Source organism: Okeanomitos corallinicola TIOX110, assembly GCF_038050375.1.
Lineage (GTDB): Bacteria > Cyanobacteriota > Cyanobacteriia > Cyanobacteriales > Nostocaceae > Okeanomitos > Okeanomitos corallinicola.
Genome location: NZ_CP150886.1, coordinates 3,607,773 through 3,624,311, shown reverse-complemented (window position 1 = coordinate 3,624,311; position 16,539 = coordinate 3,607,773). Strand labels below are relative to the sequence as shown.

The 16,539-nt window shown below is 34.4% G+C and carries 17 protein-coding genes; 12 read left to right on the top strand and 5 right to left on the bottom strand.

Annotated features, from left to right (window positions below; translation table 11 throughout):
- Nucleotide 1: 1 nt before the first annotated feature.
- From WJM97_RS15830 to WJM97_RS15805, 6 genes are all read left to right on the top strand, one after another.
- Nucleotides 2-1,171: an RpoD/SigA family RNA polymerase sigma factor gene (locus WJM97_RS15830; protein ID WP_353929753.1), complete on the top strand. Its 1,170-nt coding sequence runs from the start codon at nt 2-4 to the stop codon at nt 1,169-1,171.
- Between the two features lie 114 nt (nt 1,172-1,285).
- Nucleotides 1,286-1,777: a GNAT family N-acetyltransferase gene (locus WJM97_RS15825; RefSeq protein WP_353929752.1), complete on the top strand. Its 492-nt coding sequence runs from the start codon at nt 1,286-1,288 to the stop codon at nt 1,775-1,777.
- Between the two features lie 285 nt (nt 1,778-2,062).
- Nucleotides 2,063-2,395 (top strand): cytochrome c6 PetJ, encoded by a 333-nt coding sequence (gene petJ / locus WJM97_RS15820; protein WP_353929751.1) that lies wholly within the window; start codon nt 2,063-2,065, stop codon nt 2,393-2,395.
- 192 nt (nt 2,396-2,587) lie between these two features.
- Entirely contained in the window at nt 2,588-2,923 is a 336-nt protein-coding gene (gene petJ, locus WJM97_RS15815) for a cytochrome c6 PetJ (protein ID WP_353929750.1), read from the top strand.
- A gap of 68 nt (nt 2,924-2,991) precedes the next feature.
- Entirely contained in the window at nt 2,992-3,945 is a 954-nt protein-coding gene (locus WJM97_RS15810; RefSeq protein WP_353929749.1) for a tetratricopeptide repeat protein, read from the top strand.
- Nucleotides 3,946-3,985: 40 nt separating this feature from the next.
- Nucleotides 3,986-4,282, top strand: a complete 297-nt coding sequence (locus tag WJM97_RS15805) for a hypothetical protein (RefSeq protein WP_353929748.1) — start codon at nt 3,986-3,988, stop codon at nt 4,280-4,282.
- Between the two features lie 34 nt (nt 4,283-4,316).
- On the opposite strand, the gene WJM97_RS15800 is transcribed toward WJM97_RS15805, so the two are convergent.
- The 3 genes from WJM97_RS15800 to WJM97_RS15790 all read right to left on the bottom strand — a co-directional run bounded on the left by WJM97_RS15800 (nt 4,317) and on the right by WJM97_RS15790 (nt 7,896).
- Nucleotides 4,317-5,111 carry a DUF928 domain-containing protein gene (locus WJM97_RS15800; RefSeq protein WP_353929747.1) on the bottom strand — a complete coding sequence of 265 codons (795 nt, stop codon included), beginning with the start codon at nt 5,109-5,111 and terminating at the stop codon, nt 4,317-4,319.
- Nucleotides 5,112-5,198: 87 nt separating this feature from the next.
- A complete protein-coding gene (gene truB / locus WJM97_RS15795; RefSeq protein ID WP_353929746.1) occupies nt 5,199-6,077 on the bottom strand; it encodes a tRNA pseudouridine(55) synthase TruB in 879 nt (292 codons plus the stop codon).
- 46 nt (nt 6,078-6,123) lie between these two features.
- Complete coding sequence (locus tag WJM97_RS15790; protein ID WP_353929745.1) at nt 6,124-7,896, bottom strand: alpha/beta hydrolase; 1,773 nt, start codon at nt 7,894-7,896, stop codon at nt 6,124-6,126.
- A 506-nt stretch (nt 7,897-8,402) separates the two neighbouring features.
- Between WJM97_RS15790 and WJM97_RS15785 the strand changes: the two genes are divergently transcribed.
- The 3 genes from WJM97_RS15785 to WJM97_RS15775 all read left to right on the top strand — a co-directional run bounded on the left by WJM97_RS15785 (nt 8,403) and on the right by WJM97_RS15775 (nt 9,878).
- Complete coding sequence (locus WJM97_RS15785; RefSeq protein WP_353929744.1) at nt 8,403-8,984, top strand: hypothetical protein; 582 nt, start codon at nt 8,403-8,405, stop codon at nt 8,982-8,984.
- Between the two features lie 121 nt (nt 8,985-9,105).
- Nucleotides 9,106-9,354 (top strand): hypothetical protein, encoded by a 249-nt coding sequence (locus WJM97_RS15780; protein WP_353929743.1) that lies wholly within the window; start codon nt 9,106-9,108, stop codon nt 9,352-9,354.
- 119 nt (nt 9,355-9,473) lie between these two features.
- Nucleotides 9,474-9,878 (top strand): biopolymer transporter ExbD, encoded by a 405-nt coding sequence (locus WJM97_RS15775; protein WP_353929742.1) that lies wholly within the window; start codon nt 9,474-9,476, stop codon nt 9,876-9,878.
- Nucleotides 9,879-10,041: 163 nt separating this feature from the next.
- On the opposite strand, the gene WJM97_RS15770 is transcribed toward WJM97_RS15775, so the two are convergent.
- The gene (locus tag WJM97_RS15770) at nt 10,042-10,938 is read right to left on the bottom strand and encodes an ABC transporter ATP-binding protein (protein ID WP_353929741.1); all 897 of its coding nucleotides are present in this window, start codon (nt 10,936-10,938) and stop codon (nt 10,042-10,044) included.
- Nucleotides 10,939-11,272: 334 nt separating this feature from the next.
- Between WJM97_RS15770 and WJM97_RS15765 the strand changes: the two genes are divergently transcribed.
- On the top strand, nt 11,273-12,553 hold the full coding sequence (locus WJM97_RS15765; protein ID WP_353929740.1) for a polysaccharide pyruvyl transferase family protein: 1,281 nt from the start codon (nt 11,273-11,275) through the stop codon (nt 12,551-12,553).
- Between the two features lie 115 nt (nt 12,554-12,668).
- Here the strand turns inward: WJM97_RS15765 and WJM97_RS15760 are convergent, their stop codons facing one another.
- Entirely contained in the window at nt 12,669-13,412 is a 744-nt protein-coding gene (locus WJM97_RS15760; protein ID WP_353929739.1) for a tetratricopeptide repeat protein, read from the bottom strand.
- 571 nt (nt 13,413-13,983) lie between these two features.
- On the opposite strand from WJM97_RS15760, the gene WJM97_RS15755 reads away from it, so the two are divergent.
- Both WJM97_RS15755 and WJM97_RS15750 read left to right on the top strand, forming a co-directional pair.
- Entirely contained in the window at nt 13,984-14,940 is a 957-nt protein-coding gene (locus WJM97_RS15755) for a protochlorophyllide reductase (RefSeq protein WP_353929738.1), read from the top strand.
- Between the two features lie 223 nt (nt 14,941-15,163).
- Nucleotides 15,164-16,531 (top strand): pentapeptide repeat-containing protein, encoded by a 1,368-nt coding sequence (locus WJM97_RS15750; RefSeq protein WP_353929737.1) that lies wholly within the window; start codon nt 15,164-15,166, stop codon nt 16,529-16,531.
- The last annotated feature ends 8 nt before the right edge of the window (nt 16,532-16,539 follow it).

Here is a 16,539-nt window from a genome sequence, read left to right as displayed (position 1 = left end):
TATGTACCAAACAAAGCAAAAATCCCGAAAGGAAACTATGAATATTGCTGAATTGGGAAAAATGGAAACACTCGATAATGCTGCTGATCATGAAGAACCATCACTTGATAGTTTAGATGCAGTAGTATTTGAAGACTCTTCAATTACCGAAAATTTGGACTCAGAAACGAAAGACGGGGATCAAATGGCCGCTGCTCGTCCTTCGGGATACAATAAAACCGAACATGATGATGCTGTGGGCGCGTTTTTTAAGGAAATGGCGCGTTATCCTCTGCTCAAGGCGGAAGAAGAAGTAGAATTAGCTCGTCGGGTGAAGTTTTTGGAAGATGTCAAAGATCTACAAGCATCTCTAGAAGCTGAACTGGGAAACACTCCTAGTAAAAGTGAACTAGCAGCTAGATTTGATCTGACAGAAAAACAATTAGAAAGCCGATTATATCAAGGAAGGGTAGCAAAGCGGAAAATGATCCGCTCAAATTTGCGGTTAGTAGTTTCTATTGCTAAACGATATCTAAACCGGGGCGTTCCTTTCTTAGATTTAATTCAAGAAGGGGCTATGGGGTTAAATCGCGCTACAGAAAAGTTTGATCCCGATAAAGGCTATAAATTTTCAACTTATGCTTATTGGTGGATACGTCAAGCTATTACACGAGCGATCGCCAATGATGCTCGCACTATCCGTCTACCTATTCACATTGTTGAAAAACTCAACAAACTGAAAAAAGCCCAGCGAGAACTTAAACAAAAATTCGCTCGCAACCCAACAGAAACGGAAATGGCTGAATATCTAGAAATTAGTGTTCAGCAACTGCGTCAACTACAACAACTGCGTCGTCAAGCATTATCTTTAAACCACCGTGTTGGTAAGGAAGAAGACACGGAATTAATGGACTTGTTGGAGGATGAGGATAACCAATCTCCAGAAGCAAAAATGAATGAAAACATGATGCGTCAGGAGATATGGGAAGTTTTAGGTGATGTCCTCACCCCCAGGGAAAAAGATGTCATTTCTTTACGCTATGGACTTACAACTAGCGAACCTTGCACTCTCGAAGAAGTGGGTAATATGTTTAACCTCTCCCGTGAACGAGTGCGACAAATTCAAAGTAAAGCCATGCGCAAGTTACGCCGTCCCCATATCGCTAAACGTTTAAAGGGTTGGTTAATTTAAGTCATTAGTCATTGGTCATTAGTCATTGGTTATTAGTGATTAGTTATTAGTTAAGCAAATTTACACACTTAGCTATAAACTATTTATTGACTGTCAACTATAGACTAAAGACTAATGACTTCTCAAACTAATTTAATTATCCGTTTTGCAGAACCAAATGATAGTGATGCTTTGTTTGCATTGATTCAAGGATTGGCAGAATATGAAAAACTATCTGCTGCTGTTACTGGTAATGCTGAAGCTTTAAAAGATCATTTATTCGGTGATACAAAATATATAGAGGCAATTGTAGCTGAAGTTGCAGGTCAAGCGGTAGGTTTTGCTTTATTTTTTCATAATTATTCTACCTTTTTAACTAAGCCAGGAATTTATTTAGAAGATTTATTTGTTCTCCCAGATTATCGCCGTCAAGGTATTGGTAAAGCACTACTGAATAAGTTAGCAAAAATAGCTGTAGAACGCAATTGTGGACGCTTAGAATGGAGTGTTTTAGATTGGAATGTTTCTGCCCAGGAATTTTACCGCAGTATGGGTGCAGATATTTTAGAAGATTGGCGGATTTGTCGGGTGAGTGAAGCAGCTATCAGTGAGTTGGCAAATAAATAATAGTCTTGCAAATATGAGGGATGAGATTATAAGAAATTTATATTTTTTCCTTCATATTCTTAATATTTAATTTACTATTATTGCCTTAATTATAAATTTATAAATCCGATTTAATATACTTTTAATATATTTCCTAAACCCTTGCTCATCATACCTAATAGCCTATTATCACTAATAATTTAAGCCAAGTTTGACAGCCTGTCTCTTGACTAATAGAACTACATTTAAAGAGAATAATTAAAGAACAATATCCCTGAGCAACGATTGTTGTAGAGAGAACACGACATGAGAAAGATTATTTCTGTATTACTTTTAGTTGTTACAATCTTCACCTTTGCTTTTAGTAGTCCTGCTTTAGCAGCAGATGCGGCGGCTGGAAAAGCAATATTTGCAGCTAATTGTAATTCTTGTCATTTAGGTGGTGGAAATACAGTAAATGCTGCCAAAACTTTGAGTAAAGAACACTTGGAAGGTAATAGTATGTACTCCCAAGAAGCTATTATTTCTCAAGTTACAAATGGTAAAAATGCTATGCCAGCCTTTAAAGGTCGTCTTGATGATGGACAAATTGCTGATGTAGCTGCTTATGTAATGGAACAAGCTGGTGCTGGTTGGTAGTAAGTTAATTAGTATTTGAATAATTAACAATGTGCGGGGCTTTTTGTCCCGCTACTCTTGTAATGTAATATTTAACCTTTCTTTACATACATCGGTGTTTGACAACCTGTCGTTTGACTAATGCTACTTAATCAAAAGATAATTATCCTGGATATGACAATTAATCAATAATTGCTGTAAAGAGAACACGACATGAAAAAGATTATTTCCGTATTGTTGTTAGGCGTTACAATTTTCACTTTTGCCTTCAGTAGTCCAGCTTTAGCCGCTGATGCAGCGGCGGGAAAAGCAATATTTGCAGCTAATTGTAATGCTTGTCATTTGGGCGGTAAAAATGTAGTTAATGCTGCCAAAACTTTGAGTCAAGCAGATTTGGAAAAGTACGATATGTACTCAGCAGAGAAAATCATTTATCAAGTGACAAATGGTAAAAATGCTATGCCAGCTTTCAAAGGCCGTTTACAACCTGAGCAAATTGAAAATGTTGCAGCTTATGTAATGGCACAAGCAGAGAATGGCTGGAAATAAGTGAATGAGTAATTGAATAATTGACAATGTGCGGGGCTTTTTGTCCCGCTACTCTTGTAATACTAATAATGCTGAAATTTTCAAAGGAGATGTTGATGATTTATTTCTGGCGATTAATTTTCAGTTTCATGATTATTTTTGCTATGATTTTTTCATCTTTTGATGCGAATTCATTAGCTTTAGAACAAAGTGAAATTACAGCAAGTGATTGGTTTAGATTGGGTGTAAATCAAATGCTGCAAGATAATTACCAAGCTGCTATTAAGTCTTTAAGTTTGGCAATTCAACAACAGAATAAGTATCCAGCAGCTTACAAAAATCGTTGTTTAGCTTATTTACAAATACAAGATTATCATGAAGCGATCGCAGATTGTAGTCAAGCATTAAATTTATTACCTCAAGATTCAGAGGTTTATCTTCACAGAGGATTAGCACAATACAGACAAGGAAATTATGTAGATGCTATTAAAGATTATAACCAAGCACTGGCTATAAAAACAGATGATTTTCGTGTTTATTATAATCGGGGAATAGCTTTTGCAGCACAAGGCAATTTTTCTCAGGCTATTACTGATTATAACCAAGCTATAAGTAATATTCCTAAAAATAATACCGATAGTAATTTAATATTAGCTGATATATATAATGACAGAGGACTGGGTTATTTTGAGTTACAAAATTTATCCGCAGCTATGGAAAATTTTAATTTAGCAATTAATTTAAACTCCGATGATGAGAGAGCATATTTTAATCGGGGTTGTATTTGTGGACGGAGTGGGGATAATATGGGAGCGAAGTATGATTTTTCCCAAGTCATTAGACTTAATCCTAGTCATGCTCAGGCTTACTTAAATCGGGGCATAGCTAACTATAATTTAGGATTATACCAAAGAGCGATCGCTGATTTGCAAATAGCATCAGAAAAGTTTGCACAGCAAAAACAAACACTTGCTTACCATAAAACTTTAGAATTACTAAAAACCTTGCAAACACAAATATCATTAGCAGTTAAAATTGTGTAAAAATGACTTTTTAAACTGTCACCTGTCACCTGCTATAAATATGAGAGCAAGAATTGAAAATCAAGTTTTATTTATTCACCGTGAGGATGTCCCTGAATTTAAAAAAGGTGGTTCGGTAGTCAGAAATTCTTATTTTTGGGCTTTACGTTCTATTGCTGGCCGTGCTAGACGTGGTAGTGATTGGGAATATGAATCTGAGGTATGGTTAGCTTTAGCAAGAATGTTAATGTCTTTTACTGAGTCGGGATATTTAGGATATAAAGAAACTGTCTTAGAGTTTCCCTTATCTCAGGGGGAAATTCCCAGTGTTTTAAGAGATGTAGCAACCTGGGAATAATTGGCAACTATGAGTTTTTTGGTATCCTGATTTCCTATGGTTTTGGTTTACCTAATTCTACAAAAGGTTGGTTTGCTAATTCTTTTAAACCAACTGATTCTAACAATCCTAGCCATAGTTGCGGGTTTTCCTTTCGCAAGGAAGCAACATTATAAATAGTGTCATACCAAATATTATTCCTGGCGTAAATTTCAGCTTGTTTGAGAGGTGTTGCTTGCTGAATATAACTATTTAGTAAAGAGCCTATGTTAGTACGTTCTAATGACCCGGATACATACTCATCTCTACTTCTATCTTGATCATCACAAATTAAAGTAAAGTACCAATAATATTTTTTACCGACTTTCAGAGAAGCATTAGCGGGGATATTTACTTCAACTATTCCTGATTGATTTGGTGGTGTAAAATTGGTTTCGTAAATGTTGTTTCCTTCTTCATCTATAACTACAAATTCGCCATTTTCTGTTTTATTTTGAGGAACAAAAATGTATAATTTGGAGGTATCATTAGTTGTTTTTCCTTCATTATCCCATGTTGGCATTATTGCTGTTAAAGATTGTTTATCTTCTTCGGAAATAATACATGAATTGCCTCTTCTTCCTCCTGCACCTGATCTTTTTGGTTTGCCTCGATCTGCTGATGATGGGAATTTAATCATCTGTGCAAGTTGGAGATTTTTTGTTTGCTGCGTAGGTGCGGTTTTTGGTGAGTGATTTGGGGTAATTTGTGCTAAAGACGGTAAAGAAAAGCTAGATAAAATAATTAGTGTAGGGGAAAGCCCAACAGCAATTTTTAAGAGAGAATTAATATACTTTTGTAAAGTTATCATAGTCAGATTTCCCTTGATACTTAATTCATTTTCAAATTCCAAAACCCAAATTCCGTATTTCTACTAAATATTGAGAAGTTTTCTCAGCTAGGAAATGGGTTCAAAAACCATTTTAGGAATTAAGATATGATCTTGTATTTGCCCAATTCCTAGAAAGCGGGTTTCTTGTTCATATACTCGCACTATTCCCAACACATCTTGATCTACGGACACTTGCTGACCTTGACACCATTTTTTGGCAAATGTTCCTGGTAAATTCACAGAAGGTAATTTTTCTAAAGCTGCATCTGGGGGGATGGGTTGAAATGTGCCGGTTTGTAGTTGGTTTTCTAGTTCTGTTAGGGTAAGGCTATTTTGTAGGTGAAAGCCGCTGCTTTCTGTCCTTGTTAAAGCGGCCAGTGTTGCGCCTGTATTTAATATTACTCCTAAGTCACGGGCGATCGCTCGGATATATGTTCCTGCACCACAGGCGATCGCTAGATCCAATTCCGGGAAATCACTGTCACGCCAGTCTAAAATGTCTATCTTAAAAATTTCCACTAACCGTACTGGTGCTGCTATTTTTTCACCCTGACGTGCTAAATCATACAATCTTTTACCCTCTACTTGAATAGCACTATAACTGGGGGGTATTTGCTCAATTTTACCGATAAATTGGGGAATTTCTGTTTCTACATCTGCTAATTTTAAATCAGGGCAAGACTGAGAAATGATAACTTCCCCTTGTAAATCATCAGTATTTGTACGTACTCCAAAGCGGACAGTAGCTTTGTAAGCTTTTTCACTGGGTAAATATTGTAATAGTCTGGTGGCTTTTCCCACAGCAATGGGTAATACACCAGTTGCGGCTGGATCTAAAGTTCCTGCGTGTCCCACTCGTTTTAAACGTAACAGTTTTCTTACCTTTGCTACGCAGTCATGGGAAGTCCAGTCATAGGGTTTGTTTAAATTGAGAAAGCCTTGCACAGAATAGTTCTTAATTATTAACTTGTAATTCGTATTTAATTATATTCTAAAACATTACAAAAATAATTATATGAAGTAAAGATACGGCAATGGCTAATATCCAATATCCAAATTCAATTATGGTAAAAGGGAGTTGTTTTTGAATATTATTATCTAATGTTGGCACTAATTGTGGATTTTTTAAAGACTGAATGAAACTTAAACCTAATGATTTATCAGCGATATTTGCAGCATAACCTGCATTTAAATAGGGTATATATTCTGGTTTTCGAGATACGTAGGTTTGGAAAAAAGGCAAACTTAAAGCATTAATATAAGTACGGGCTTGAGAAGCATTCCCAACCATATCTGCGGGTAATGATATTTGCTTACTTCCTGGTTGACTATTACCAATAGTGGAAAAATGTGTACCACCAATTAGCATGACAAGATATTTATCAGGATTATTTAACCAAGAGAAAGGTATTATTTGTTCATATAAAGCAGGTGCAACTGTATCTTCGCTGCTACTAATAAACATGACAGGGGTTTGGATTTGATTTAAGCCAGATTTCCCAAAAATAGAACTGGTGATTGGGTTAATAGCGATCGCTGCTTTAACTCTCTCATCTTGGAGGTCAATTGACAAGTTGGAATTATCTTCTCTTTGAGATTTAGGTAATAATTCTAAGGCTCGACATTGCAACAATAAAGACATATTCCAAGTATTTTGTAGCCTATCTGGATGACAGTCTTGATCTAATTGTTGAAAATTAATTTTTGCCCCAGCTAAAGCTAATGCGGTATAACCACCAAATGACTGTCCCATTACTCCCACTTGTTGCAAGTTTAATTTGTCTTGAAACTGTGGATTAGATTGGTTATAATTCTCTAGTTGATCTAAGATATATTTTATATCTAAAGGTCTATTGATAAATTCTTTGGCTTCTTTAAATTTACTATTATGATTATGACTAGTAAATAATTGAGGATGATTGGGAAGAACTACCGCTAATCCTTGGGATGCTAAGTGTTTAGCTAAATAGTGAAAGTTGCTACTATTTAAACCCAATCCGTGAGAAATCACGATTACTGGTGTAGGATGCTGAACATTAGGTAGATAAACATCAGTTAACAAAGAGCGATTTCTGGTCGCATCAAAAAAGTCTAACCTGATGTTTTTTGATGTGACTTTTTTGGGTTTTTGTAAGCTAAGTAATTGAGATAAATTGGTTTTTGATCCAGTAGCAGATTCTATTTTTGATAATTCTTGAATAGTTGCGATCGCTTGATTAGTTTCTGTAATTAGATTTTCCAATTCCCCAGCTATTTCTAAGCTATTAGCTAAGTCAACATGGATACTAATACTAGGATAATGGCTTAAAATATTTAAGAATGTTAATCCTCCTGGTTCTTTGGATGCAAAAATAATAGCATTACGTAAATCATTTACTGCTGTTTCAGTATAAGCAGATTTATTTTTAATTAATTTTGCCAACCTATGTAGCAAAAATTCTCCCTGTTCTGTATATAAAAATTGGGTAGCAACAGCAGGACTTATTTTTATTGATCTCAGCAGAATTTCCCTTAACTTTTGCAATTGTTGAGGTGCAATATAATCCTGATAACCCGCTAATTCCTGATCAATATTTCCCGTTTTAGTAAACTTTTCCAAACTAATTACAGGAATAGGAATTTCTAGAATAGAATAAGAAACATATATTTTTTCTGCTGCCATTACAGTATTACTAATACCAAAAATTGGCAGCAAGATTGACAGCACCAGCAATAAAGAATTTTTTCTTAGTCTGCTAGTCCAAGTACCAAATAAACTATTCATCGCTCAAATATTGTGGTGACGTTGTTCAGCGAGGCGTTAAATTTGGTAGTTTTTCAGACACCCTATTAATTCATCTATATACTATTGTCTGTCGCTGTTTTCTGGATATTTTTGAGCTTTTCTGTTGAGAATCAAAATTTAGCTGTTAATAGAGCTAATCGCATTATGCACCCGAATCAAATAAGCTCTACTAATTTATATGGGAACTATGTATTTTACTAAGATTTTAGCTGAAAAATTAAATTGTTGCTTCAGTATTTATTGTATAGTTTTAAATGTCAACTTATTTCATTGAGTCTCACAAATAAGGTTATAAATGAATTCAATAAACTTTTTATCAATCCTAAATAAAAACTTAATTTATAAAAAACTTCACTGACATTTATACTCGCATCAGGAAAATCCAAAAAATTAAAATTAACAAAATTTTATCCTTAGAAATCCGAAAATAGTTATTTGATGTTGTATCTAAAATATATCAACTACTTAAAATAGCTGAAAATACGATGAACGGGAAAATAAAAACCCTAACTATTGCGACTCTGACCTTAACCGCTTCTATTTTCACTGTGGGAATAGTAACAGCACAAACAAAATTAACTTCTCAAGCAAAAGTAGCTATTAATGGTATTGGTGCAATTAAAATAGGAATGAATCTTCCTGAAGCTGCTCTTGCTGTGAAAAATCGTTTGTATGTTTCCTATGCAGGAAATGATAGTTGTTACTATTTGGAAACAGAAGGAGAACTCAAAGGTGTTTCCTTTATGGTGACAAAAGATGAAGCTAAAAGTCGTCAAAAATATATTACCAGTGATATAATTGCAAGAGTAGATATAGATAACCCCAAAATTACCACAATTTCCGGGGCAAAAATTGGTGATTCAGAAGCAAGAATTAAATCACTGTATGGTGGACAAATTCAAGTTAAACCACATCCTTATAATAACAATGGACATTATTTAACTTTTGTTCCTAAAGATAAAGCTGATCAAAATTATCGAGTGATTTTTGAAACCGATGGTCAGCGGGTAACTAGGTATAGAGTAGGTAAATTACCCGAAGTGGGATATATAGAAGGGTGCATTTAATGTAAACTTTTGTAAAGAAGTGCGTAATTCTCAACCTCATCTACCGATAAGTCATTAACAAACTTAGAGAATGTTCGAAAAAATCTTGGTAAACATTCTTTTAAATAGGTTTCAGATAATCATGAAAATTACAAAATATGACTATCTTCTATGCAAATTAATACTTGATATATTTCAACCAGTATTAAGCATTATTTTGTATTTACTTTTGGTTTCAATTTTACCAATTATTCAGAATGAATACATAGCGATTCAATTTCCCTCAGCACCAAATCGCGGTTGTCCTGCAAGAACAGTAGCAGGAGGGAGAAGATTTACTCGTAAAAATATGGTAGAGATTGAAAACGTTAGCGAATTTATCAACCATTAATTCAACAATCAATCAATTAAAAATCTAGGTATTTTCTCCTTTAGAGGATTATATCAAAGAGTATAGAAAAGAGTTAAAATTACTATACCATTGTCCTTATAAAAGGAGAAAGAATAAATATGCGACTACCAGATGAACCAGATATACCAGCACAAATTAACATCGTCCCCATGATTGATGTTATTTTTGCGATTTTGGCATTTTTTATTATGTCAACTTTGTTTTTAACAAAATCAGAAAGTTTACCAGTTAATTTACCAAAAGCATCTACAGCATTACAAAATACCACTTCCTTAAAGTTAACATTGACTGTAGATAAAACTGGAAAAATGTTTTTAAATAAACAACCCATTCAGTTAGAAGATTTAGGAACTGAGTTAACTAAACAATCAAAAACTAATCAAGAATTAGTAGTGGTTTTGAATGCAGATGAAAGTATTAAACATGGTCAAGTTGTAGGAATTATGGATAAATTGAGAACTATTCCTAATGTGAAATTTGGGATAGCGACTAAAAAAGAATAGTTATTTTTTTAGATATTGGGTTTCACTCTCTTCAACCCAACCTTGTATCTTAGAGGTATGTGAGAGCAAGACCAGTACCCATGATTTTTGTCCCCATCTACCCTGGCAATTTTACCTGTTTTAGGGAATGAAAAAACCCTACCTATCACCTCATTTTCAACTGTTACCTATCTCCTTTAGTTATTTCTACATAAATATGCTCTAAGCGGATGGGTTGACGGGAAATAGAATCAATGGGTATTTGATCAAAGATGGTGAGAATTTCTTTTAATTCTAAGGGGTTTGGGAGTAAAAATGTTAAATCACTACCATAACGTCGGGTGATAAAACCAGATTTTTCAGCGATGGCGATCGCCTCTTCTTCTTGGGTAGTTTTTAATACTAACACCTCCTCTCCAGGAATTAATTTTTTTAACTCTGATAAACTCCCCTCTGCTAAGATTTTACCATTTTTCAAAATCCCAATTCTGTTACATAGTCTTTCTGCTTCATCTAATAAATGAGTTGTTAATAAAATTGTCAGTCCTTGATTTTTGAGTTGCTTAATTAATTCCCAAATTTCATATCTTGCTTCTATATCTAAACCTGTAGTTGGTTCATCAAGAATGACTAATTGGGGTTGATGTACTAAAGCAACTGCAATATTCAATCTTCTTTGCATTCCTCCGCTGAGGGTTTCTACAGGACTGTTTGCTCTATCTAATAAGTTAACAGCAGTAAGAGTTACATCTATTTGTTGTTTTTTTGTTTGTTGATCTAAACCATAAATATCAGCGAAAAAATTAAGATTCTCTGCACAGGAAAGAGTTTTGTATAAGAGGTTTTCTTGGGGTGCAATACCTATAAATTTTTTGGTATTCTCGGAAATTGGTTGATTATTAATGGTGATGTGTCCATTATCAGCATGAAGTAAGTTACAAATAATATTAATTGTGGTGGTTTTTCCTGCTCCATTTGCACCTAGTAAACCGTAAACTTCTCCTGATGAAATATTAAATGTTAAATCTTGTAGAACTTTTCTGGTTTTGTAAGCTTTATTGAGGTTTTTAATTCTGAGCATGGTTTTGATGTAAGTATTTTGCTGGTTGTATATATCAGATTCACTGATTAAAAATATTTAAATCCCCGAATAATTGAGTCTCTCAGCAATAACAATAAGTAAATTAACATAAAATCTAGAAATATTAAATGCCATCACAAAACTTTATTTTGACCACAAACGCCTCAATTAAAAGTTACACGAACAAGTTTCAGATATCCTCTAAGACTAATTTATTCTTGACTGTAAGTAGAAATGTTAAAAATCGGGTATATTTACAATCATGAATATAAAAAGCAGTATGCTATAATCACTCTGCATAATCATTTCCTGTTTAACAAGGTTAATCAATTTTATGAATCAAGCACTTCTTGTTTTTTTATGTTCTCCATCTAGTATATTAATCTCTATTTATGCCGTTATTTTATCCCTTCTACGTTCAGTGGGATTTATTCGTCGTATCCCCTCCTCAGCAGTTATTTTACCTCCTGCTGCTCCAGGTAGTCTTGGTGATGAAGCGATGGTGGTAGGACTTGTAAATTACCTCAAACAAAAAGGATTAACCAATATTAGTTTAGTTGCCTACAATGTTAAGGAAAAGTATCCAGTTGAAACCCATGAATATCTGGATATGAGAGACTTCTTTATTTATCGAAAATGGTATGGTTTTTTAGGAAAATTTATAGCATTTGGCTATCGAATAAGTCAGTATGAAAGATTTTATTGTTTAGGTGCTGATTTAATGGATGGCTACTATTCAGATTATGCAACATTCAAAAGAGTTAAAATGGTAGAAATGGCTGCTAAGTTAGACCTCATCTCTGCAATTTTAGGCTTTAGCTATAATCGTCAACCCACCCAAGTTTCTGTTAAGGTTTTGCATGATTTGCCAAGCCAAGTTAGGCTTTATGCAAGAGATATATTTTCTTACCAAAGATTAATAACAGAAATACCATCCGCCTCTGTTAACTTAGTAGCTGACTTAGCTTTTTTATTATCTCCTATTGATACCTCCGAAAAAGTTGACAAATCATTTCAATGGATCGAAACTCAAAGAAATCAAGGCAAAAAGATATTAGGGATAAATGTCAATAATTTATTAATTTCTAAATTACCTGAACAGACAACTGACACTTTAGTTCAAAGTTTTGTAGATAGTATAATTAAGGTGTCGGAACAAAATACGAATTTAAGTTTTATGTTTTTGCCCCATGATTTTCGGAATATTCAGGGTAATTTAAGTGATGATAAACTAGCTAATAAGATCATAGAAAAACTTCCCATGCATATTAAGTCTAGCTGTTTTAAAATTCCTTTCCCATGTCAAGCGGCAGAACTGAAAGCAATAGTTAAATATATTGATTATGTTATTAGTAGTAGAATGCATTTAGCTATTGCTTGTTTAGGACAGGAAACTCCTGTTGCCTGTGTAAGTTACCAGGATAAATTTGCCGGATTATATCAACATTTTGATCTAGAACCACCTATTATTAGCCCAACGGAATTATTTGAGCCAAATAGTACAAAGCTAGTTGATTTAATTTCGAATTTAATTCAAAAACAAGATCAGTTAAAGCAACAAATTAAACATAAGTTACCAGATATCAAAAAAATCTCTATGATTCCTATAGATTAAAATACTGTTTATGAAAATCATCAATATCCCTCGATAGCAGTTAAATAATCTAAAACTAAATTACAAAGCCTTGATTCACAAGAATTTCATTGTTGATAAATTAAAGATAACATTATCATTTTAAGACTTCCTGGAATTGCTTTTGATCACGAATTTTATCAAAATCTGTGTCTATTTTTGCTAGTTCTTTGTATTTTTCAGGGAGAATTTTGATGGCTTTATCTAATGCTTCAACAGCTAATAAAAGATTGTTTTGCAGGGCATAATTACAAGCTTTATTGTAGTATGCTTGATGGGCATTTGAGTTAAGGGTGATTGCTTGGTTATAAGATGCTAAACCTTCTGTGTATCTTTTTAATTTTGTTAAGGCAATTCCTCTATTTATCCAAGTTTCAAACTTTTCTGGATTAATAACTATGGCTTCATCATAGGATTTGACGGCTTCTTGATAACGGCGCAAAGCTGATAAAGCATTTCCCCGATTATACCAAGCTTCATTTTTATTAGGACGAATAGCGATCGCTTTATCATAGGATTCTAGAGCTTCTTCATAGCGATGTAAAGCGATTAGAGCATTACCCCTATTTACCCATATTTCTTCACTGTCTTTTTTCAATTCAACGGCTTGATTGTACAATGCTAGAGCTTCTTTATAGCGATTAGCATCTAAAAAATTATTGCCTTGAGTTAGGAGTTTTTTAGCCTCTTGAGTATCTTGTACTTCTGCTATTAATTGAGCTACATTATTTTCTTGTACAACTTGCTTGGTATATTCTGTTGATGATACCGCTACATCAACGCATCCTGTTGATAAAAGACCAACACATCCACAGGCAATCAAGTATCTCCGAAAAACCATACTGCACCTACAGAACTCAATATATAATGTTAAAACTTCTGGATAATTAAAAGTCGTATCCAATTCAACTAAAGTATTATCAATTGTCTTGTGTTTTACCAAGGAAAAAATAAAGATTTGGAAAAGTTTTTATTAAATCATGTGAATCATATCATATTTAAGTAAAATCAAGCAATTACTTGATAAATTTTGCTTTCATTTTACCTGTAATCCTGTCATGATTAAATTGTAAACATTCAGCTATTAGCTGAACGCTGACTGTTGAATGCTGCAATTAAATTCTTAATATTAACCAAGACTCAGAAGATGTAACTCTTTTTAACCCATCTATCATGTTCTATTAAAACTGTTATCAACTATGACTTTTAGGAGTTTGGTAGTATGGCTGTTAATACCCCAAATTTTTGGCCCAAATTTCTGGTACTCAAGAATACAAGTTATGCTACTTTTTTCAAAAATTTTACACTTATCAGCAATGCTAAACTAGCACTGACTGATTCATTCTGTTTCATAAGCAACGGAACATGAGAACATAGAAAAACTCAACTAAAATTAAGACAGTCTGATTAACATGGAAAAATCAACGGTTGTAATTACAGGTACATCCTCTGGTGTGGGTTTGTATGCTGCAAAGGCCTTAGCAGCAACTGGTAAATGGCACGTAGTTATGGCCTGTCGAAATTTGGAAAAAACCCAACAAGCAGCCCAAACTGCGGGAATACCGCAGGATAGCTATAGTATCATACATTTAGACCTGGCTTCTTTAGATAGTGTCAGAAAATTTGTCCAGGACTTTAGAGCTACTGGTAAATCTTTAGATGCTTTGGTTTGCAATGCGGCTATTTATATGCCCTTGCTAAAAGAACCTTTATATAGTCCAGATGGATATGAGTTAAGTGTAGCGACAAACCATTTAGGACATTTTTTACTGTGTAACTTGATGTTGGAAGATTTACAAAAGTCTTCTGCTGCTGAACCCAGACTGGTAATTTTGGGAACTGTCACCCATAACCCCAATGAGTTAGGTGGAAAAATTCCCCCCCGTCCAGATTTGGGAGATTTGAAAGGGTTTGAAGCAGGATTTAAAGCACCTCAAACTATGATTGATGGCAAGAAATTTGAACCTGTTAAGGCCTATAAAGATAGTAAAGTTTGTAACGTCTTGACGATGAGAGAATTACACAGACGCTATCATGAGTCAACTGGTATTACCTTTAGTTCTCTATATCCTGGTTGTGTAGCAACAACCCCCTTATTCCGTAACCATTATCCCCTGTTCCAGAAACTGTTCCCTCTCTTCCAGAAGTACATTACTGGTGGGTTTGTTTCTGAAGAACTAGCTGGTAAAAGAGTAGCCGATGTAGTTACTGATCCAGCTTACAGTGAATCTGGAATGTATTGGAGTTGGGGAAATAGACAGAAAAAAGAAGGTAAGTCCTTTGTGCAAAAAGTTTCCAACGAGGCCAGCGACGATGCAAAAGCTGAAAAGATGTGGGAACTAAGTGCTAAGTTGGTAGGACTAGCTTAATCAATTTTTGTTTCTTTTTGTTGATGTTTCCATAAAAAATAAATTTACAATGCAATTGTCAGGAGTAAAAAGTCAGTGATAGGATAATTTACTCCTGACAAATTTTGAGAAAATTTCCAGGTAATAGTCGGAAATTGATTTATGTGAACTGTATAAAATAACGTATAAACTGTAAAAATAGGATCAATTTCTAAAATTATCAGAATATTCAAAAATAGTAAGTATGAGTAAAGAATCTAATTCTTCTTATCCACCAGAAGACAACTCAGATCAAAATTTACAAACGGATAATTTTCTGGATGGTTTAGGTGATAATGAAATTACAGAGAAAATTTTGGCTGAACAAGATGCTTTATCAGCTATTTCCCATTTACAATCTCACCATCATTCTGATGTTTTAAAGTCTGATCAATCTAGCGGTAATGTAGTTTCTAACTATCAATCTTCCGTAAAACCGAGAGCTTTAATTTCTACAATATTAGCGATCGCTCTCACTTCTATTGGTATTATTATCAATAACCCATTCTTGGGAATTTTGGGAACTCTAGTAACTTTAGGTTTATCCATAACTATGCTTTTACCTTGGATAATTAACCTTTTACCTTGGTTAGAAGCAAAATTTAAAAAATGGTTTTCTCCCCAGGAAATAATTCTATTGTTAGGGTTAATTGGTTTATCTGTCAGTATTATTGGGTTATTAAAATTTACTGGTGTTGGTGAAATTATCCTCAGTTTAGGAAAGTTTATTAACTGGGATGCTTCGGGAACTTTAGCGGAATGGTTCGGTGCTTTAGGGCAAATTTCTATTGCTGTTGTTGCAGTTTATGTAGCCTGGCGACAATACATTATTTCTAAGGATTTAACTATTCAACAAAATCAATTAACGGTTCAACAAAATATTATTACGCAACAGCAAACTATAGATTCTTATTTTCAAGGTATATCTGATTTAGTATTAGATGAAGAAGGATTATTAGAAGACTGGCCACAGGAAAGAGCGATCGCAGAAGGACGTACCGCTGCTATTTTTAGTAGTGTAGATGGGAGTGGAAAAGCTAAAATTCTCCGCTTTCTTTCCCGTTCCAAATTATTAACACCATTAAAACGCGATCGCCGTCTCGGTAGAGCCATTCTTGATGGTGTCGGTGGTTACGCCGAAGATAGGTTAGAAGGAGTACGAGTAATTGACTTAGGGGTAATGTTAGCAGGTGCAGACCTTTCCAAAACTGATTTACGGTGGATTGATTTAAGTGAAGCGAACCTAGTCCGTGCTAACCTCAGTGGTTGTGATTTAGTCAAAGTCAATCTTTCCCGCACCATTTTATACGATGCTAATCTTAGAAATGCTGATTTAAATGGTGTCCGCTTTTTTTATGGTTATTTACAAAAAGCCTCACCCCGCAGTCGCATCCATCCCCCCAACTATGACACTGGAGAACACACTGGTGCAGTGGTTGAAAACGCTGATTTTAGCAAGGCTGAAAGAATGTCAGATTCAGTCCGTCGTTACTGCTGTGCTTGGTGTGGAGAAAAAAGCAGAAAAACCATTCCCGGTGGTTGTCAAGATGTTGAGAATTTATTAGGGAGATAAAATTATTT